Annotated in this window: 17 protein-coding genes; 9 read left to right on the top strand and 8 right to left on the bottom strand. The window is 61.1% G+C overall.

Translation table 11 applies throughout. The features are described 5' to 3' along the window. Positions 1-268: 268 nt before the first annotated feature. The gene (locus VKT51_05180) at positions 269-823 is read left to right on the top strand and encodes a hypothetical protein (GenBank protein HLJ83546.1); all 555 of its coding nucleotides are present in this window, start codon (positions 269-271) and stop codon (positions 821-823) included. Positions 824-916: 93 nt separating this feature from the next. Here VKT51_05180 and VKT51_05175 read toward each other — a convergent pair whose 3' ends face one another. The 4 genes from VKT51_05175 to VKT51_05160 all read right to left on the bottom strand — a co-directional run bounded on the left by VKT51_05175 (position 917) and on the right by VKT51_05160 (position 3,579). After that, positions 917-1,669: a hypothetical protein gene (locus tag VKT51_05175; protein HLJ83545.1), complete on the bottom strand. Its 753-nt coding sequence runs from the start codon at positions 1,667-1,669 to the stop codon at positions 917-919. Between the two features lie 205 nt (positions 1,670-1,874). Continuing rightward, positions 1,875-2,267, bottom strand: coding sequence for a hypothetical protein (locus tag VKT51_05170; GenBank protein HLJ83544.1), 393 nt, complete (start codon positions 2,265-2,267; stop codon positions 1,875-1,877). A 29-nt stretch (positions 2,268-2,296) separates the two neighbouring features. Further along, complete coding sequence (locus VKT51_05165; GenBank protein ID HLJ83543.1) at positions 2,297-3,232, bottom strand: DUF5996 family protein; 936 nt, start codon at positions 3,230-3,232, stop codon at positions 2,297-2,299. Positions 3,233-3,312: 80 nt separating this feature from the next. Further along, positions 3,313-3,579, bottom strand: a complete 267-nt coding sequence (locus VKT51_05160) for a GlsB/YeaQ/YmgE family stress response membrane protein (GenBank protein HLJ83542.1) — start codon at positions 3,577-3,579, stop codon at positions 3,313-3,315. 195 nt (positions 3,580-3,774) lie between these two features. On the opposite strand from VKT51_05160, the gene VKT51_05155 reads away from it, so the two are divergent. From VKT51_05155 to VKT51_05135, 5 genes are all read left to right on the top strand, one after another. Continuing rightward, positions 3,775-4,179 (top strand): hypothetical protein, encoded by a 405-nt coding sequence (locus VKT51_05155; protein HLJ83541.1) that lies wholly within the window; start codon positions 3,775-3,777, stop codon positions 4,177-4,179. Positions 4,180-4,292: 113 nt separating this feature from the next. Next, positions 4,293-5,066 (top strand): VOC family protein, encoded by a 774-nt coding sequence (locus tag VKT51_05150; GenBank protein HLJ83540.1) that lies wholly within the window; start codon positions 4,293-4,295, stop codon positions 5,064-5,066. A gap of 42 nt (positions 5,067-5,108) precedes the next feature. Continuing rightward, positions 5,109-6,149 carry a histidine kinase gene (locus VKT51_05145; GenBank protein HLJ83539.1) on the top strand — a complete coding sequence of 347 codons (1,041 nt, stop codon included), beginning with the start codon at positions 5,109-5,111 and terminating at the stop codon, positions 6,147-6,149. Beyond that, the gene (locus VKT51_05140; protein HLJ83538.1) at positions 6,146-6,850 is read left to right on the top strand and encodes a LytTR family DNA-binding domain-containing protein; all 705 of its coding nucleotides are present in this window, start codon (positions 6,146-6,148) and stop codon (positions 6,848-6,850) included. The genes VKT51_05145 and VKT51_05140 overlap by 4 nt, the downstream gene beginning before the upstream one ends. 82 nt (positions 6,851-6,932) lie before the next feature. Next, a complete protein-coding gene (locus tag VKT51_05135) occupies positions 6,933-9,173 on the top strand; it encodes a hypothetical protein (protein ID HLJ83537.1) in 2,241 nt (746 codons plus the stop codon). 58 nt (positions 9,174-9,231) lie between these two features. Here VKT51_05135 and VKT51_05130 read toward each other — a convergent pair whose 3' ends face one another. After that, positions 9,232-10,590: a hypothetical protein gene (locus VKT51_05130; GenBank protein ID HLJ83536.1), complete on the bottom strand. Its 1,359-nt coding sequence runs from the start codon at positions 10,588-10,590 to the stop codon at positions 9,232-9,234. Between the two features lie 137 nt (positions 10,591-10,727). After that, positions 10,728-11,318: a hypothetical protein gene (locus VKT51_05125; protein HLJ83535.1), complete on the bottom strand. Its 591-nt coding sequence runs from the start codon at positions 11,316-11,318 to the stop codon at positions 10,728-10,730. A 331-nt stretch (positions 11,319-11,649) separates the two neighbouring features. On the opposite strand from VKT51_05125, the gene VKT51_05120 reads away from it, so the two are divergent. Beyond that, entirely contained in the window at positions 11,650-12,699 is a 1,050-nt protein-coding gene (locus VKT51_05120; GenBank protein ID HLJ83534.1) for a hypothetical protein, read from the top strand. Between the two features lie 72 nt (positions 12,700-12,771). Here VKT51_05120 and VKT51_05115 read toward each other — a convergent pair whose 3' ends face one another. Beyond that, positions 12,772-13,389 (bottom strand): YdeI/OmpD-associated family protein, encoded by a 618-nt coding sequence (locus VKT51_05115; GenBank protein HLJ83533.1) that lies wholly within the window; start codon positions 13,387-13,389, stop codon positions 12,772-12,774. Between the two features lie 166 nt (positions 13,390-13,555). Here VKT51_05115 and mgtA point away from each other — a divergent pair, with 166 nt between their 5' ends. Beyond that, positions 13,556-16,180 carry a magnesium-translocating P-type ATPase gene (mgtA, locus tag VKT51_05110; GenBank protein HLJ83532.1) on the top strand — a complete coding sequence of 875 codons (2,625 nt, stop codon included), beginning with the start codon at positions 13,556-13,558 and terminating at the stop codon, positions 16,178-16,180. Then, positions 16,177-18,873 (top strand): GNAT family N-acetyltransferase, encoded by a 2,697-nt coding sequence (locus tag VKT51_05105; GenBank protein HLJ83531.1) that lies wholly within the window; start codon positions 16,177-16,179, stop codon positions 18,871-18,873. The genes mgtA and VKT51_05105 overlap by 4 nt, the downstream gene beginning before the upstream one ends. Here VKT51_05105 and VKT51_05100 read toward each other — a convergent pair. Next, on the bottom strand, positions 18,865-19,578 hold the full coding sequence (locus VKT51_05100; GenBank protein ID HLJ83530.1) for a hypothetical protein: 714 nt from the start codon (positions 19,576-19,578) through the stop codon (positions 18,865-18,867). The two genes, VKT51_05105 and VKT51_05100, sit on opposite strands and share 9 nt — an antisense overlap. Between the last annotated feature and the right edge of the window lie 194 nt (positions 19,579-19,772).

Raw genomic sequence — 19,772 nt, 5'->3', positions numbered from 1 at the left:
GAGACCGGGCGGCGGCGCATCGGGCGCGAGCGTCGGCCCCGACGTCGGCACGGAACTATCCGCGCGAGCGATCGACGATGTGCCGGCAAGCGATGCGGCGACGATGAGGGTGAGTAGAGATAGCAAGAATGGCGCCGGCTTCATAGTGAGCCTCTCGCGTAGACTACCGACCTCAATTGCCGGGACGCTGGAACGGCAAGGTCGGTGCCATGCGTTCATCTAAACGAGCGCATACCGCACTCCATCAACCTACAGGAGCACGTCTGGCATGACTTCACTTTGGCGCGTCGCCGCGGTCGCCCTCTGCTTTGCGGTCGCGAGCGTCATCACGTCGGTCGGCGGGCACGGTGCCCTTTCCGACATGGCGTTAGCGCGTCCGCATCGGAGTCCGCAGCCGAGCCCCAGCCCAAGTCCGAGTCCCACAGCGCCGCCCACCCCATCCTTCGCACTCGATCAGATTCCCACCGGCACGTGGTTGATGATCTTGCAGCCTGCGGGTTATCCGATCTATTCCAATATGACGCTCAAGGACGACGGCACGACCGTGACCGGCACGTGGGCGTACGATCCGAAAACGACGTACGCACTGAGCGGCACGCGAGACGGATCGCACATCAAACTCGCGTTGAGACTGCCCACGCGGTCCGCCACGGATCAGGTCGGCACGATGGACATAACGATCGATACGTACGCCGACATGTTCGGCTCGGTCAGCATCGGACCGATCACCGACATGCCTTTCACGGCCGCGCAGCATTCGCGCGTGCCGCCGCCTGTCGACAGCACCCCGGCGCCCGACGACTCTCCCTACCCGCCGCAATAGCGACTCACCGCACCGATAAAACAGAGTGCGGACCTTTACGGGTCCGCCCTCTCATGTGGGGCGGACCTTTATGGTCCGCCTATTCACCCTGGTCTAGTGGAGCGGCGCCAACATGACGGATTTCGCGCCGAGTGCTTGCGCAACATCGAAGAACGCCTGGTTGCTGACCGTGTGATAGTCGAGGTCAGCTTTCTTTCCAAGACCGGGCGCCTTGTCGATGTCATTCATCACTTGAACGTGGATCTTGTGGCTCACGGCCTTATCCAGCAGCAGTTCGATCTGGAACGTGCCGTCTTTCGCGGTGCCGGCCGTCACGAGCGTCGTCGCGAGCAGCTTGCCGGTCATCTTCGGATCTGCCGCCGGAAGTTTGATGCCCGCCGCCGTCGCGATCTTCAACGAATCGTTGACGGCGAAGTCAAACGTCTTCAGCCACGAATTCACTTCGCTCGCGCCATACTGCTTCGTGAGTTTCGCCACTTCCGCTTTCACTGTCGGCGCGCCGACCATCGCAGTCAACGCCGTCGCGGTCGAGTATTTCGCTGGCCCGCCGCCCGCCATGACGAGTGCGGCCGTGACATTGAGCGCCGGCGCTCCGTTGTAGACCGGTCCGCCGAAACGGCCGTGCATCTCGCCGCCCACCCTGGTGTCTTTACCCATGTCGCCCGGCGCCATTGCCGATCCCGACATCGCGCCGCCTCCGGCCATCGCGCCGGTGGCCGCGGGCGCTACTGTCGCTGCAGACTGACTGTTATCCGAGCTAGAGCTCCCCGAAGAGCCGCAAGCCGCCATGCTCGTCATGAGGGCCGCCGCCAGCCCGAGGCCGGCCATTCCGCGAACGAGGTTCATTGAAACGTATCTCCTTCTGCAAAAACGTATTCAGATGTCTGGCAAGCAAGCGCATGCCGATTCCGTCAAGACGCTATCATAGCCATACCCACTGGATGCGAACTCGTACGTCCTCCAGCGTTGTATGGCAGGGCCACGCCGTCTCTCTCGTTGCGGTCTGGCGCGTTCTAATCCTGTTTCGTCCCGCCGAGCGGGTTATCTCGTTTTAGTAATCCGGGCACGGCGATGTGCCCTTCCAATCCGAACAGAGCCTCGTCACAATCGAAGTTGGCACACCGCTCTTCATAAGAGTGCTCTTCGCTCCGTTGCCCTTCACGCCGAGAGCACCTTCGCTACCCCCATGTGCGATTTGCTTCCACGATTCGCCAGAAACGCGCTTGAATGCTAAGTAACCGTGGCCTTCAGGATTCCAGTGCCATTGCAGCAACGCGTAGTCACCGACGACGTGCGTCTCATCTACTAGCATGCTTGCGTCGCGTTGGTGAACCGCTTTCGTCACAGCCGCGATGTCCGCCGTTGACCCGGCGTCTGCAGCCGCGTTCAACCCGGCGCCGATCACGGAACCCAGCGTGATAAGTAGGACGAATATCGACTTCATTGATGCTCCTTGAGATAAAGAAACTTGCACTAGGATTGGTGCAGCTTCGGCAGGTCGTACGTCAAAGCTGCGCGGTCCCAACCTGCGACCTTGAAGCATTGAAGATAGATCGAATCGAGAAACGTTGTCAACGCGGCGGCCGGGTCTTTCGACCGGCGCACCTCGTCGTAGGCAAGCACCCACTCGTGAAGCTGGCCGGACCAAGCTGATCCCTTCGGCTCGAGAGTGGTCGCTTCCGCACCTTTCGGCTCCGGATAGATGTAGCCATAAAAGAGCGGGCCGTTCTGTTCATCCCCAAGATAGAGGCCGACATTCATCAACTCTGCATCGAGATCGTACTTCATGATATAGCCGCGATCGGTAGGCGCCGCGACGCGTTTTCCGTTGAATAGGATCAGCGCGAGATCGAACGCTCCCCACCACAACTGAACGCCGGAGCGGCCGAAGAAGCGGCTCCGCCAGCGATCGAAAATGCCCGCAATGGCCGTGCAAGTCTGGAACCAACGCTGCACCGCTGCCGGATCGTAATCGCGCGACCGTCGATCCGTGTGAAGCGGCGTCGTGTCCGGAATTTCTTGTGGAACGGGCGAGATAGAACAGGGTATGTCGAGCTTGTCGAGCGCGCCGGAGAGATCCGCGTAGACTTCGGCGACCGTGCGAACGGGCAGAAACGGGATTTTTTGAGAACGGCCGTCGCTCTTGAAAATCGAGATGCTCGAGTCAAAGACGTCCAGCAGGCCTTCGATGGAGGCATCTCGGCAAGGGACGGAGCCCGTCGTCAGCCCGCGTGGAGTGAGATAGAGCGGAGTGAACATCCAGTTCGGTTGGGGTGGTGAGAGCGCGAGACGTATTTTACCCAGCATTTGCGAGTAGAGATGCAAGGATTGCTTCGTCGCCGACCATCGCGACACGTCAAGGGCGTGCCACGGACCAGCAGCGTTATTTTTTTCGTCATCGACAGTCATAGAGCGAGCAAACCCTCTTCAACGAAAAGGCCCATGGATGATCGTCCATGGGCCCACGGATTATTACGACAAAGCTGCTTCTACACCGGCCGCTTCGACGGGCCGGATACTGCGCGCACGATCAGCAAGAGGATGACGCTGCCGATAAATGCGACGATGATGCTCCCGAGGTTGAAGCCCGTGACACCGGCGTGCCCGAAAAACCCGAATACCCATCCGCCGATGATCGCGCCGATGATGCCGATGATCAGATCGCCGATCAGCCCTCCGGGGCCTTCGCCCTTGACGACCATCCGCCCGAGCCACCCGCCGATTATACCGACGATGATCCAGGATAACCAACTCATACGTTCTCTCCTCACAATCTCAGTAGCGCGCGGCACTTCGATTGGCGCCGCGAAAGTGAGAACGTTCTTGGGGCGCACTACGGGTCCTATGCCGGCCCAAGGGCTACAGGACAGCTTTCGGACCGGGTTTAAGGCCGAGAGGCCCCTGACAACGGCGAACATACGATTGCCCTGAGCACGAATTGGAGGTTATCTATGTTGAGGTTTCTTGCTGTCGCGATATATGCCGGCATTCTTTCAATTCCCTTAGCCGCGGCCGCTGCGGATTTTTCCGGAACGTGGTCGGTTGCCGGCACGCTTTCGACGCCGAGCGGTTCTATGAACATCTCGCCCGTCTGCAAGCTCAAGCAAGATTCCGAGAACAGGATCAGCGGCTCGTGCACGGGTCCCAGCTACCTTGGATCGGCGGACGGCGCAGTCGACGGCAACACCATCGTGTGGCACTGGGATGGCGTCGCAAAACACGACGGCGCGGTTCCCAATGTAAAGGCGACGTTCAAAGGAACGCTCGGATCGGATGGGATCATACGAGGGACGTGGACGGACACGCTGGTTCCGGAAGGTGCGTCAGGCATTTTTACTGCACTGAAAACAAAATAGCAACGCCGGACGGCGATCCCGTAGAGCACACGCGCAGACGCTCGCTCTGAAAAGAGTTGAGCGTTTTTCTTTGAATCCGTCTTCGTCTCTGGAAGCTCAAGGAGATTTTTCGCGTGAAGATCATCAGGAAATACAGGCCGGGTGAAATGTGCTGGACCGACCTTGGAACGCCGGACTTCGCGGGTGCCAAGAAGTTCTATCGGGCCATCTTCGGCTGGACGGCGAAGGATCTTCCAATGGGACCCGGCTTCGACTATGCAATGATGCGCGTTAAAGGCAAGAAGGTGTGCGTGCTCTACGGGATGCCCGAAGATCAGCGCGCGGCCAAGGTCACCCCTTTGTGGCTTCCATACGTTTCGGTCGCGAACGTCGCCGCAACCGTGAAAAAGGCGCGCGCCGCCGGCGGCAAGATCATCGTGCAACCGAGAGACGTCAAAGAAGGCAGCATGGCGGTCATCAAAGATCCGGCGGGTGCCGCGATCGGGCTGTGGCAAGCCGGATCGCACGCAGGCGCGACGATAAGCAAAACCCCCGGTGCCGTCTGTTGGCATGACTTGAATACGCCGAAAGCCGGCATCGCTGCCAAGTTCTATGCAAAGGTCTTTGGCTGGAAATGGTCAGCCAAAGACGTCAGCGGAAAGAAGTACACGACGTTTCAGCTCGGCAAGCAGTCCGCATGCGGCATGTGGCCGATCCCGATGAAGGGTCTGCCGCCGAGCTGGGTCACGCATTGGCAGGTGACCGATTGCGCGAAACTCGTCACAAAGGTCAAGCGGCTCGGCGGGCGCGTCGTGATGGGCGCGACTGCGGTGCCGGGCGTCTGCCGCTTCGCTATCCTGAAAGACCCAAAGGGCGCGGTGTTTGGAATCTTAGAACCCGTACCGTAGGCGGTTACACGACACATGACCGGAGCGAGTTCGAACCGGACGTTGCTGAGATGGCTTCTCGTCTGCGCTGCTGCGTGGACGGCGTTTCCGATCTTGATCTCGATTTACGTCTATATGGAAGCTCTGTACGACGGGCGCCACCCTGCGTTCTTACCGGAGTTTGTGGGATCGCTCGGTCAGATGTACACGCTCGGAGTATTTTCGCCGATTCTCATCTACGTGGCGCACGCGTTTCCGCCGACGCGGCGTCCGTTGATTCTCACGCTTGCCGTATATCTAGCCTCGCTCATCGGCGTGTGGGCCTTAGGTCTGCCGGCGTTCGCCCTCGTGAGCAACTACTTTCTCAACAGGCCCTTCACCATTTCATCGACGCTGCAAGAAGGCTTTTTCGTCTTTCTCCTCTACGCGGTCGTGCTGACGATCCTCCTCGCGATAACACAGGTACAGGTCGTCAACGAACGCATCGAGCGCGCGTTGCGTCTCGAAGCCGATCTCTCTCGCCTACGCGTCGAGGCGCTCCAACGCCAGCTCCATCCGCACTTCATCTTCAACACCCTGAACGCCGTCAGCGCCGTCATGCACACCGACGTCAACGTCGCGGAAGAGATGATCGCCGCGCTGGCCGATCTACTGCGCACGGCGATGGGCAAATCGAATAGTCCCACGGTTCCGCTCCGCGAGGAGCTGAATCTGCTCGACCGCTACGCGCTTATCATGAAGCTTCGCTACGGCGAGCGCCTCGTCGTGCACATTTCGGCCGAACCGCGTGCCCTCGAGATTCCCTTCCCCACGTTCACGCTGCAACCGCTGGTCGAAAACGCGATCGTGCACGGCTTGGAGAAGACGAACGGCGGAATCACGGTTGAGGTAGCGTGCCGGCTCGACGCAGCGATGCTTGAGATAGAGATCAGCGACGATGGCACGACGACCGATCCGGTCGCGCTGCCGGAGGGCGTCGGAATCGGAAACACGCGCGCGCGGCTCGCTGAGCTCTACGGGCAGCGCGCAAGCCTTTCGATTGCCCCGCGTCACGCGTGTGGCATGCGCCTCACGTTAGCGATACCGGTCGCGCCGGCGATATGACGCGGGTGCTCATCGTCGACGACGAGCAAAGCGCGCGACTGCGATTGCGGCAGCTCGTCGCGCGCTACGAAGACCTGACGATCGTCGGAGAATGCGATACCGCGCAATCCGCGCGCGTGGAGATCGTGCGCCTCGCGCCCGACATCGTCTTCTTGGATATTCAGATGCCGGGCGGATCGCCCATCGAAATGCTTCGAGCGCAGACCTCGCAGCGAGGTAAGCCGGCGGTCATCTTCGTCACGGCACACAGCACGTTTGGCGTCGACGCTTTCGATGTCGGTGCAGCGGACTATTTGCTCAAACCGTTCACGGCGTCGCGATTTGCCAAGGCCCTGAGTCGCGCGCGCGAACGGCTCGCGAGCGGATCCGCCGAGCGGCTCGCGGTGCGTCAGACGGATGGGCGGACCGTCTCGCTTGTGCCGTCGGAGATCTTGTGGATCGAGGCGCAAGGCAACAATCTAACGCTGCACTTGCGCACGACGACTATGAAGCTGCGCTCGACGATGGCGAGTTTTTGCGAGCGGGTGCGCGACCGCGGATTCACGCGCATTCATCGCTCTTACGCGGTGAACGATTCACTCGTGCGGGAGTTGGAACCATGGTCTCACGGCGAATACGTGGTGATCATGGAAGACGGAACGCGGCTCAACTCGAGCCGCACGTTTCGGGAAAACGTGAACACACTGCTCGAACCTGAATAGCGCAGCGTTTTATCCCGCAATGCGTCCCTGTCGTCACGGGGACCGTTGCGGCGCACGCTGAGCCTACCGTAAGATACAGGCGATGAAGAGCGCGCTTCTCACCGTCTTGACCGTCCTTATCATATGCTCGGGTACCAGTATCACGAAAGCGGCAGCACCGTCAAAAACGTATCTCGCTGTGATGACGGATCACGCGCTCGGCTCGGACACCTCGCTCTCCGACTCGGATTGGACCCGCGGAATCATCACGGACGGAACGCGTCCATTCGAAGACATCACGACGCGAATGGCCGCTCCGCTGGGCACGGCGGCGTACTTGCTCCACGATGAGCGGAATCTCTACGTTGCGTTCAAGGTGCAGCAGCCTGACGTCCCGATCGTCGCGAACCAGACGACCAATAACGTCGGGTTCGGGCTCGATGATTTCGTCGGCATCGGCATCGACACGAGCGGCAACGCATCGACGGTCTACTATTTCGAAACGACGCCCCGCGGAACGCGCTACCAGCAAGCCAGCGAAAGCACGCGGTACTCGCCCGTGTGGCGCGCGGCTGCGCGGGTCGAAAAAGGTGCGTGGATCGCCGTGATGACGATCCCGCTCGACGCGCTTCATCGCGGAGCGGGATCGACGCAGACGTGGCGTTTCAACTTCGTGCGCGGTGTTGCGGCGAGCGGCGAGCACTACACCTGGGCCTTCGATGGGACTATGCAAGATGCGGCGATTCCTCAGTGGCCGCAATTCAGCGACGCGCAATTCTGGCCGCGCATTTCGGGCATCGCGGGAAACGGATATTCGGGGCGAAGTCTTCGCGAGCGCGCGCGTGCGGACGTCTATGCGCTCGCGAGCGCGGGCGGCGATCGAAGTCTCTTCGCGCAGGCGAACGGCACGTTTGCATCGGAACAGGTCCGATCGCTTGGAGCTGATCTTAGCTACGCATTGACCGACACGATTCATTTCGTCGCGACCGCCGATCCGGATTTCTCAAACGTTGAAGTCGATCAGCAGACGATCGCGCCCCAGGAATTCAAACGGCCGCTTGTGGAGTACCGTCCGTTTTTCGCGCAGGGCGCGACGTTTCTCACTCCGGTCTCGCCTTCGGCGGGCGTGGCGCAGCCCAACAATGAGATCTTCTATTCGCCGTCGATCGGACCGTTCGACCGCGGGATGAAGCTCGAGGGGTCGTTCGGCGATCAATCGTTCGGTGTTCTCTCGTTTCGGGGGTACGACCAGACGTCCGTCAACGAGTTCGACGATATCGCATACGGCTACACTCATGCGTTGCCCGACCAAACCTTCTCCTATTGGAGCGACGGCGTCGTCGCCCACCATAGCGTGGCCGGCGGCGATGCGACGGCCGAGGTGGGCACGCAATTCCACAATCTGCGCAGCGGGTGGAACGGCGGTATCGACGAGGGGTTCGAAAGCGGGTCGTGGGTGCCCGATCCCGGCTCGGCGCGGGCCCTCAGCTTTTGGCAAGACATATTGAAACCCAATCACAACTTCTTCATGGACTACATAGACGTGACGCCGAACTACGATCCGATCGATGGCTTCACGTCTATTTCGGATACGAGGGGCTTCGCGTTTAATCCGAATTTCAGCGGCAGTACGCCGGGGTTGAAGAGCTATCAACTGTCTTTGGCATGGGATCGCTTCTTCGATGAGTCCGGTGCGGTGCATCAAGAGGACGCGGTCGCGACTTTCAAGGCTTCGTTGAAGGACCAGCTTAGCATTTCGATTGGGCCGCACGACGGCGACCTGCGCGATTATTCGACGCAAGCGCCCGGACCGCTCGGCTGCGGGGATGCATCGCTTGTTCGCACGACCTACTCCGGATTTCCGAACTACTATTGCGGTCGCACGGATCGATTCAACCAGTTTGCCGCGAGTCTGGGCTACCGCGACCGAACGCAGTCGCCGGTCGATTTCAACTATTCGGAAGGACCATTCGGCGGAACGTTTCTTCAGCAGTATTCGCTCTCGGCGTCGCGGCCGCTCGGCTCGCGATTCTCGATCGCGACGCAGTTTGCGGGTACCTATGGACGAACGATATCCGACGGTACGTTGAACTCGCAATGGCTTCGCCTGATCTCCCTCGGCGACAATCTTGGGCCGGAGTCAAATGTCGCGCTGGAGCTGCGATCGATCACCGGCGGCGTCAACGGATTGACGACCGTTCCCGGCGTCAACCTCGCCGTGAGCTATCACGACAAGTTCGTCAACGGCGACGAGCTTTACGTCGCGTACGGCACGCCCGCCGCGACGCAGACGCTGAGCCGCTTCATCTTCAAGTATATTCTTCACGCGGGTATTCAAAACTAAACTGCAAAGTCTCGCATCGGTGCGGCGACGACGTCAGGGCAGCCTGCGCCGGCGTGTGTTACGTTTGCGGCGCTCGCCGCGGCGAACGCGCCGGAAAACGGATCGCGGGCGGCGGAACTTTGTGATCGAAGCCGTACGGCAGAGCTGACGGCGCCAGACGAGGCGAATCGTTGCCCAGCGGCTTTGCAACGATTCGGTAGGTGAATGCAATCGACGATCGGCCGCCCTGCAGCTCGCGCACGATGAAACCGGACGCGTCGCGTCGCGCCACGTACAGACCGCGGCAATCGCCTTCCGGGGTCAGCGTGACGAAATATCTCGTCGTGGTATCCATCGCTGCCGCAAATCGCGGATCGAGAGGGATGTCTGCGACGCCTCCGTCGAGTTGCGCCTCACCGAAATCCTCTAGACTCGGCTGTGCGGCTTGCGGCGCGTAGGTATCGACGCGCGTGCCGGCCGATGTCTGCTGCGCGACTTTCGAGGCGCCCGTCGTGATGAATATTCTCGCGTATATCGATCCGCTGTCGCCCATTTGGATCGTGTACTTTCCGGCTGTCGTGCTGTAACCTTGATACAGCCAGACCACGCCCGAAGCATCGGACGCCAAAATATTCGGCCCCGAGAACGTGCCGTCTTGCGTCGAACTCACGCCATTATTGGTTGCATCCAGGCCGTATGATTGGAGACCATCGTTGAACGTGGTTGCCGACGTAAACGTAACCGGACTTGAGCCGTAGCTCCCGATAGAGTTCACGAATATGGAACCGGGGACTTCTACCGCGCCGCCTGAGAGGACCTGGAAGATCGTGCCGTTTCCAGTTTTCGCTGCGAACATCGGCGTATTGTTCCCTGCGTACGCCGTGACGGTTACACTTCCGGTCGCGTATCCAGGCCTCGTGTCGCCGAACTGGGCTCCGCCGTTCGTATCCACCGAAAAAACAGGACTGGTATAGTCGAGCCCCTCGAAGAGGATTGCCCCCGTATTGTTGTTATCGAGGGTCTTTGCCAAAAAGCCGATGCCGCCGGTGGCATTGGGCGTAGAACCCATCACGCCGATCGCGCCTGATCCCATCACGCCGGTGCCGTTGGTCGACGTGCCGCTGACGCCGAAGTTGAACAATCCGGCTCCGCTCGCGGTTTGGAGATCCTCTCCGAGCAGCGCGCTGCGCCCGTTCAAAGAAGTAGACCCGGTGGCTTTGGTCGTGGCGATCAACCCATTTCCTCTGCTGCTCGAGCTCTTCACTCCCGGACCCGACGAGGTGTTGTTTTCGCCGAGGCACGGATTCGTCGAGATGCAAGAGGCGTCGGCGCTCGCACCCCCGTCGGCGCGTGCGGCTTGAGTCTTGGCATACAATCCGACACTGACAAGCAGCCCAAACGCCATCAAGATCGCGGCGATACCGGTCTTCTTGCTCATGACCATCTCCCCAATGTCCAACGATGCCGTGCTCCGAACAAGTACGTCTTTGATGTATTATACTTGGCGCGCCCCGTGCGCCGTCAATCCGTCCGTTCGTCCTAAGCGGTGCTCGCAAGCACGCGCGACCACTGGACCTACCCCTGAAGTTCCCGGACGCGAGCCCGCCACTTGATCAGACCGTCGTGGCCGCCTCGATCGGTGAACCACTTCACCGCAAGTGTGTTCAAATATTCGAAGTTCTCCCACATCCGCGGATTCATGCCGACGCGCTGCATCTCGATGACCTCGCGCAGGTGCTCCCATGACGCGATCACGGTCGGCGCGATCGCGTCGAGAATCGCGTCGGCGTCGAGCAATCCGTGGCGCACGGTCGAACCGATCGTTTCGAACGTGCGCAAGACGAACAGCTCTTCGTGGATCTCGTCCGCGTTCTTCGTCCAGATCATGCCCAGCGCGACTTCTTCGCGGAAGCTCGGGTCAGCTAACTTCTTATAGAGTTCCGTCGCGACGAATTGCCTGGCTCGCAAGTACGTCGGATTGTGGAGATCGTCGAAGACCTTCATGAGGCCTTCGAGCTGTGTCGCTCGACGCAAGTTGTCGAGCTGCACGCCCGTCAGACGCACTTGGCGCACGCCGACGAGTACGGTCACGGCGATAACCACGGCGCTCGCCGCCGTTGATAACGCAGTAACGGCGCCCCAATCAAACGCGACAGTTACCGGCATGAGATTCGCGTTCTTCAGCAGCTCGCCGGGCCCTGCGGGTAAAAACGAAGGCTCGCGCGACTATGTGAATGATACTCGCGGTGCGATGTGGTACGACTCGGAGTATCGCCGACGAAGCCTTGGTTTCGTTGTGGGCGATTCTTACATTTGGCGAGGAGGTGCCATGATGAACCCTCAGCGGCGCTTCGCGATCATCGCGTCGGCCACAGCGCTTACCCTTGTCCTGATTTCGGCGCAGAGCTCTACTGCATCACACATTAGTTCGCCGGACCTTACTTGCTCAAGCAGCGCAGCTTGCCTGTTGTGGGAGAACACTTCAAGCGGTCCCGGGTTGAAAGGTCAGAGCGATGAGGGAACCGGCATCCTCGGCGTTACCCATGCGGGTCAAAAGACCGCGAACAAGGCGGGGGTTTCCGGAACCGACACCTCTGGCAGTTTCAACAACTCCGGTGTCATCGGGACTTCGGCCGCGGGCAACGGAGTCTACGGGTCAACAACGCACGCGACGATCGAGGGCGCGGGCGTCTTTGGTCACTCTGACATATTCGGCGTCCGCGGCAGTACGCTCGGCACGAGCGGCATCCTCGGAGCCGGAGTACTCGGTGAAGACGTCGGCGCTTTCACGACGACCTCCGGTGTGCGAGGCTTGTCGCAAGACGGGTATGGCGTGTCCGGACATTCCTCAAGCGGTGACGGCGTTTACGGCATCACGGACGGTGCCAGCAGCATCGGCGTCTTTGGCGAAAACAACGCCAGCTCCATCGGCGGAATCGGCGTCATGGGCTCTTCCGACTTCGACGGCATCGGCGTGTACGCGTCCAACGCAGGATCTACGGAGCCGGCGCTGCGCATCCATCTCGGCAGCGTCTCGTGCCCATCGACATGCAATCCCGAGATCATCGCGGACAGCCCGGTGGGGGACGTCATGTCCTTGGATTCGAAAGGCGACATGATCTTAAAAGGATCGCTGACACAAAACGGAACGCCGCTTATCGTCGGCCGAACGAGCCGCGGGCAGGACGCCACAACCTTCGTCGACCGCACGGCCGCTCCAACACTTGAGGACTTCGGCGAAGCACAATTGGTGAACGGCGCAGCTCAGGTACGGCTCGATCCGAGCTTTGCTGCAGCCATTGACGGTCGCGCTTCGTATCTCGTATTCCTCACGCCCGAAGGCATGGTGCGCGGTACATTGTGCGTCGTTTCGCGCGCAGCCGATCACTTCGTCGTCCAAGAAAGTGGTGACAACGGTCGGTCCTCCGTGGCATTCGCCTATCGGATAGTAGCGCGACCATTCGGTGCGACCGCCGCGCGGATGTCGCTCTACCGCGCCCCCATATATCGAATAGGCCGGGCACTGCCGCCAGTCCGGCCGCTGTAGTAGAATGCTCGACGATCGAGATTGCAACGGAGGCGAGCCACGTGCTCGCCTCTGCTCGATTCGGATCGGGGTTCAGGCTTTCGGTTGGGCGCCATCCTTTTCAAATGGCACCGGAAGCCACGTATCGCCCGACGCCCGATAGTCTTTCGTCAACCAGCCCAAACCGCCAAAACAACAAACGCGCCGCTTGCCTGACGCCAACATATCGCAGGCCTTTGCTATGCGGCCTGCGCGGGTCTCGGCGTATTTGGTCGAACCGAGCCAGAGGATCCAGTTCTGGCGAGCCATCGGGGTTATCGCTTCCCACATTGCGCGCGCCTTCGGATTGGCCGCAAGTGCTTTGCTCAGATCCGAGGGAATTCTCGTCTCCCGCTCGTCGCCGGCGCGGGTGATTTCCACCGCCACGACATCTCCGGGTTCCGCTTTCGCTACTTTGCACACGGCCTTGCTGAGTCTCAAGCTGACACGTCCGCCGCGGGTTGGTGCGAGCGACCCTCGAAAAGGTAAGCCGTCGAGCATGCCTTCCACGATCGAGCGCGACGGAAGCTTACCGCTCGCGTTTTTCGGCAAGAGCAAGGACGTCCGTGATCCGGCCTTTGAGGTCGGCTTCAGCGCGCCCAGTGCGGTACTGAACCGAACCGTCGATTTCGCCCCCGGCGATTTTCTTTGCAACGCTGTGGCAAGCTTCACTGATATAAGATGCTCCGATATTTCGTATTCTTTCGACTAACCGCTATGGATTTCCGCAGCGTGCTGACCTTATCCTCAGGCGATAAAGCCCCTAGGCACCGCGTGCGACCGCCGCGAAGACGGCTGCGATGTGCAAGAGTTCATGGGAGCTACGCGGGCTGCCCGTGTGACGGCATCGTCGGGTGTGGACAGCTGGAGTCGAGTCGATCTTGCCGAGGTCGCACACCTCCCCGTCCACAGTGTGCTGCAGCAGCTTGCGACGGCCGACAGCGGCTTGAGCACACCTGAGGCGCAGCGGCGATCGCTCATAAGCGGCCCCAACGCCCTTTACGGTCGCGGTGTCCGGCCCATCGCGACGCTCTTGCGGCAATTCAAAAACCCGCTGCTAGTCCTGCTTGGGGCCACTGCCGTGGTGTCGATCGCGGTCGGCGAGCGTACCGACTCGGGCATCATTTTGGCGATCGTCGGCTTGAGTGTCGTGCTCGGGTTCATCAACGAGTATCGGTCCGAGCGAGCGATCGAAGATCTTCACTCGCGCGTTCGCCACACGGTCACGGCGTTGCGCGACGGCAACGCCAAGCGCGTCGACGTCGCCGCACTGGTACCTGGCGACGTCGTACGACTCCAAATCGGCGACGTCGTGCCGGCAGACGTCAGGATCATTGAGAGCAACGGTCTGGAGTGCGACGAGTCCGTACTCACGGGCGAATCGCTGCCCAGCGAAAAATCGTCTGACCCCGACAGCGATTCGGCGACGGAGCTGCGGTCGTGCGCCTTCATGGGGACGGTGGTGCGGAACGGATCGACGACGGCTATCGTCGTTGCGACGGGCGGGCGGACGTCCCTGGGTGCGATCGCGCATCGCCTTGACGTCGAGCCGCCCGTCACGGCGTTCCAGCGTGGGCTTAAGGATTTTTCGACCCTGCTCATCCGTATCACGGCGATACTGACGATCTCCATATTTGCACTCAACGCGCTCTTCCGGCACGCTTGGATCGAGTCGCTCTTGTTTTCCCTCGCGGTTGCCGTTGGGCTGACGCCGCAGCTCTTGCCCGCTATCGTCACCGTTTGCTTGTCGACGGGCGCCAGACGAATGGCGCAGCGTTCCGTTATAGTCAAGCGGCTCGTCGCTATCGAGGACTTCGGCAACGTCGAGGTGCTCTTCACCGACAAGACCGGAACGCTGACTTTGGGTCAACTCGATTTTGCGGCGGCCGTCGATTGCGACGGCGCGCCGTCCGACAAAGTCTTTGTTCTCGGGCTGTCGTGCAGCACGGTGACAGATCAAGGCGATCCGGCGGCGGCGGGAAACCCGCTCGATGCTGCGCTGGCGACCGCCGCGAAGCGTATCTCGACATCCGTAAGGGAACGCCTCGCCGTCCTGCCGTTCGACTACGTGCGCCGACGGATGTCTGCGCTGCTTCGCGACGGGTCTCAAGGACGGACGTTCGTGGTCAAGGGGGCGCCCGAATCCGTACTTGAGTGCTGCACCGACGTACCGCCCGCGTTCCAGCAGACGCTCGAAGCGCAGTTTGCGGCTGGAAAGCGCGTCGTCGCGGTTGCTGCTCGACCCTGGACCGGCGAGAACACGATCCGGCCGTCGGACGAAACCGGTTTACAAATGGCCGGGCTGCTCATATTCTCCGATCCGCCAAAACCCGATGCTGCCGCCTCGCTACGGTTGCTCCACTCGCTGGGCGTCGAAGTCAAAATCGCAACTGGTGACAACGAACGCGTGGCGCAGACGGTATGCACGCAGCTCGGGGTGCCATTTGCCGGAACGATCACGGGCGCCGAGATCGAGAAAATGGACGATCACGAACTTCGCGATGCGATCGGCCGCACGACGATTTTTGCGAGGGTGAATCCCGAACAGAAATCGCGCTTGATCAAGGCGGCGCGTGCCGGCGGGACCGAAGTCGGTTTTCTCGGGGACGGCGTCAACGATGCCGTCGCACTGCACGACGCCGACGTCGGTATCTCCGTCGAATCGGCGAGTGATGTCGCCAAAGACGCTGCCGACATCGTGCTCGTCAACAAGGAACTGCGGATTCTCGCCGACGGCATTATCGAAGGGCGGCGAGTTTTCGCGAATACGATCAAATACGTATTGATGGGCACGTCGTCGAATTTCGGCAACATGTTCAGCGCAGCCGGAGCGTCCCTGTTCCTTCCGTTCTTGCCGATGCTTCCGTCGCAAATCCTCCTCAACAATCTCCTATACGACGCAGGTGAAATGACGATCCCGACCGATAACGTCGACCTGCAGCTCCTGCGCCGCCCCGCGCATTGGGATATGCGATTCATCAATCGCTTCATGCTCTTGTTCGGGCCGATCAGCTCGATATTCGACTTTATGACCTTCGGGGTAATGCTGTGGCTGTTTCACGCCGGTGAAACACTGTTCAGAACCGGGTGGTTCGTCGAATCGCTCCTCACGCAAAGTTTGGTTATTTTCGCGATCCGCACGCAGCGCGTGCCCGCATTCAAGAGTAAACCAAGCACCGCGCTGGCGTTGACGACGATCGCATGCGTTACCGTGGCTATTGCCCTGCCTTTCTCGCCGGTTGGTCCAGCGCTTGGCTTTACGGCACTGCCGGTCGGTTTCTTCGTCGTCCTGCTCTTGATGATCGCGATGTACATGGGCATGGTGGAGAGTGCCAAGGTCTTCTTCTACCGGCACGCCTTGGGTGACCGACCACCGCAGATCGTGAGCCCCCGAAAAATGCGTCGCGTCGTGGGTCGGTTTCGCGCTCGTCACACCTCGCCTTCGTCCAAGGGCGCTTCGTGAGTACCGATCCCAACGCGAATCTGCGCGCGATGTTCGCGCCGCGGTCGGTCGCGCTGATCGGCGCTACCGAGCGTCCGGGCGCCGTCGGACGAGCCCTTTTCGAGCATCTGACGACGCGTGGCTTTCAGGGCCCTGTTTTCCCCGTAACACCGACGCACCGGACCGTGTTCGAGCGGCGCGCCTTCGCCTCGATCGGCGACATCGGCGAAAGTGTCGACTTGGCGGTGGTCGCAACGCCGGCTGCCACTGTGCCGGACCTCGCGCGCGAATGCGGCCGCGCAGGCGTCAAGGGAATGGTCGTGGTTTCGGCTGGATTTCGCGAAACCGGCGAGCCGGGTGCCGACCTCGAACGCCGGATGCTCGCGCAAGCCCAAGCCTACGGAATGCGCATCATCGGACCAAACTGCCTCGGCTTTATCTCACCGCACATTGGTCTCGACGCGACATTCGCCGCGGCGAAGGCGTTGCCCGGCTCGATCGGGTTTGTCAGCCAAAGCGGAGCGCTCTGCACGGCAATTCTCGATTGGGCCGCGACGCGCAACGTCGGCTTTAGCTATTTCATTTCGGCCGGCTCGATGGTCGACGTCGACTGGGCCGACTATGTCGACTACCTCGTCGATGACCCCGGAACCAAGAGCATTCTTCTGTACATGGAGTCCGTAGGAAGCCACCCCTCGTCGTTCGTTTCGTCCGTTCGAGAGGCTGCATCGATCAAGCCCGTCATCGTGATGAAGTCCGGGCGCACCGACGCGGCGGCTCGCGCTGCCGCCTCTCACACGGGGGCGCTCGTGGGGAGCGACGCCGTGTTCGACGCTGTGCTGCGTCGCTGCGGAGCCTTGCGGGTTGATTCCATTCAAGATCTGTTTGACATGGCGGAGGTGTTGGCGCGGGGCAAAAGACCGAACGGGAAGCGGCTCACGATCGTCACCAACGCGGGCGGACCAGGCATCATCGCGTCGGACGCGCTGATTGCGGGCGGCGGTCGGTTAGCGACGCTTGCGCCGGAGAGCACACGTGCACTGGACGGACTGCTGCCCGCGCACTGGAGCCGCGGGAATCCTATCGACATCTTTGGCGACGCGGACAGCCGGCGCTTTGCGAAGGCCGTCGATGTCGCCCTGCGCGATCCCAACGCCGACGCCGTCCTCGTCATTTACGCGCCGCAATCGGTCGCAAGTGCGTCCGATGTCGCGCGGTCGGTGATCGAATGCGCGACGGGCGACGCCAAGCCGGTTCTCGCCGCTTGGATGGGCGGCGCGGGCGTCGCTGAGGGTGCAGCTGCGTTGGAGCGAGCCGGCATACCGACGTACTCGTATCCCGAGCTCGCGGTCGCGTCTTTCAACTACCTGTGGCACTACGACGAAAACTTTCGCGCTCTGTACGAGACACCGGCAAGCCCGGCCGGCGATATGCACGATCGCGTCGCGGCACAGGCTGCGATCGACGACGCGCTTCGAGCCGGTCGCGTTTCGCTGACACCGCGAGAATGCGAACGGCTCGCTCGCGCGTACGCCATACCCCTCGTACCAAAGACCGAAGCAGGGACTGCCGATGACGCAGTGGCGGCCGCGAATTCCTGCGGGTATCCGGTTGCCGTGAAATTGCTGTCCGCAGTCGTTACCCACAAGACTGATGTCGGCGGCGTGCGCCTCAACGTATTGGACACCGGCGGCGTTCGGGACGCGTTTACGTCGATTCGGGCGTCAGTCACGGACCGGGCGGGCGCAAGCGCTTTCGACGGTGTCATCGTGGAGCCCATGGTAACGGGAACGGACGGCATCGAATTACTGCTCGGCAGTGCAATAGACCCGCAATTTGGTCCCATGATAGTGTTCGGTCTCGGCGGAACGTTGGTGGAGGTCTTCCATGATCGCGGAATCGGCTTGCCGCCGCTCAATGGCACACTCGCCAAGCTTTTGATGGAGTCGACGCGCGCGTACGGGGCGCTCGGCTCGACTCGCGGACATGCACCGGTTGATGTCGACACACTTGCCGCGTTGATCGTTCGATTCGCCAATCTCGTGACGGACTGTCCGCGGATACGCGAGATCGACGTGAACCCGCTCTATGCGAGTTGGCAACGCATCGTCGCCCTCGACATGCGAGTGATGCTCCACGATCTGTCCGTGCCGGATGGTGCCTTGAGCAAGCCGGCGATCCGATCGTATCCGGCGCAGTACGCCGGCGAGTGGACGATGAGTGACGGCACACAACTACAAATACGACCCATTCGCGCCGAGGACGAGCCGCTCGTCCGTGAATTTCAGCGCTCCCTGTCCGAGGATACGGTGTACATGCGCTTCGCGAACGCCGAACGCCTCGAAGGACGCATAGCGCATGCACGACTCGCGCGCTCTTGTCTCATCGACTACGGCCGGGAGATCGCGCTCGTCGCCGAGCCGAAGACCGAAGACGGCCGGCGCATTCTCGGCATCGGTAATCTTGTGAGAACACGACGCTCCGGGCGCACCGAATTCGCTTTGCTCGTTGCCGACGACGTGCAGCATCATGGTTTGGGAACCGAACTGCTTCGCCGCTTAGTCGAGATCGGCCGCGCGGAGGGCATGAGCGAGATAGTGGGTTACGTGCTGGAGTCAAACCATGCGATGCTTGCGATTTGTAACAAACTCGGGTTCAGCTGGAACCATCGCCAGGGCGACGTCATGGCCGAAGCTCGGCTGCGGCTATCGTGACGATGGCAGCGCAAGCTTCGGCGGCCTTTGGAAACGGCGCTCTGCGTCGTCGCGGATCAGGCGGAGCGCCTCGTAGCGGATGAGCAAGATGCCGGGCGAGAAAATTGCCCAATACCGTCGGAACTTCTCGCGCGACGCGGCGTCGGTGGTCTGTACCCGAGTGACGGTCCGCGCGATCGACGTGGAAGCGCCCGTCGGCTCGGCTTCTACTGTCCACACGATCTTTACATAGCCGGGTTCGGCGAACGATGCGAACCGGTCCGGCGCGAGTGCGTGGAAGACGACGTTCGCTTCCCACGGCTGCGTGATAGAGCCCATCACCAGCTCGCGGCCGGCTCGCTCTTCGAGTATGCCCCAGCCCATGGCGATCGCTTGATGCAAGAACGGCGCCGGCGACGCCTCAGGATGCGCCGCGCCCAACAGCCGTTCTCTGGCCGAGAAGATCGCGCCGATCACCGGCGAGCGCTGGAGGTCGATCGCGCAAGCCGCGGCCCAGGTGTCGCTTGCCGGCGCGTTCACGATGATCTCGTGGCGCTCGCCGACCTCGTACTGCGGCATATACCGATCGAGCATCTTGTCGGGCCGACGGTCGACCTGCAGTCTTCCGTATCCCAACCAGACGACACCGGCATATGCAAGCCAACCGAGCAACGGGACGGCGACGACGAGGCCAGCTGTGATTCTGAAGAGCCTTGCGGGTCGCATGGGATAAGTGTCGCCGAGCGGTCGGAATATCCTAAGAAGGTATGGAGAAGAGGGTGGACGATGAAGGTCGGCCACCACAAGGTCGACCATAGGGAAACGCTTCGATCTCCGTCCGTGCAGGACGCCGGCCTTGCAAAACGGTTCCGTGAATTACCAGAGCGCAAACGGTATGGTGAATGCCGCGGTGAAGCTCT

Source organism: Candidatus Eremiobacteraceae bacterium (assembly GCA_035295225.1).
Lineage (GTDB): Bacteria > Vulcanimicrobiota > Vulcanimicrobiia > Eremiobacterales > Eremiobacteraceae > JABCYQ01.
This window is presented reverse-complemented; position numbering and strand designations above follow the sequence as displayed.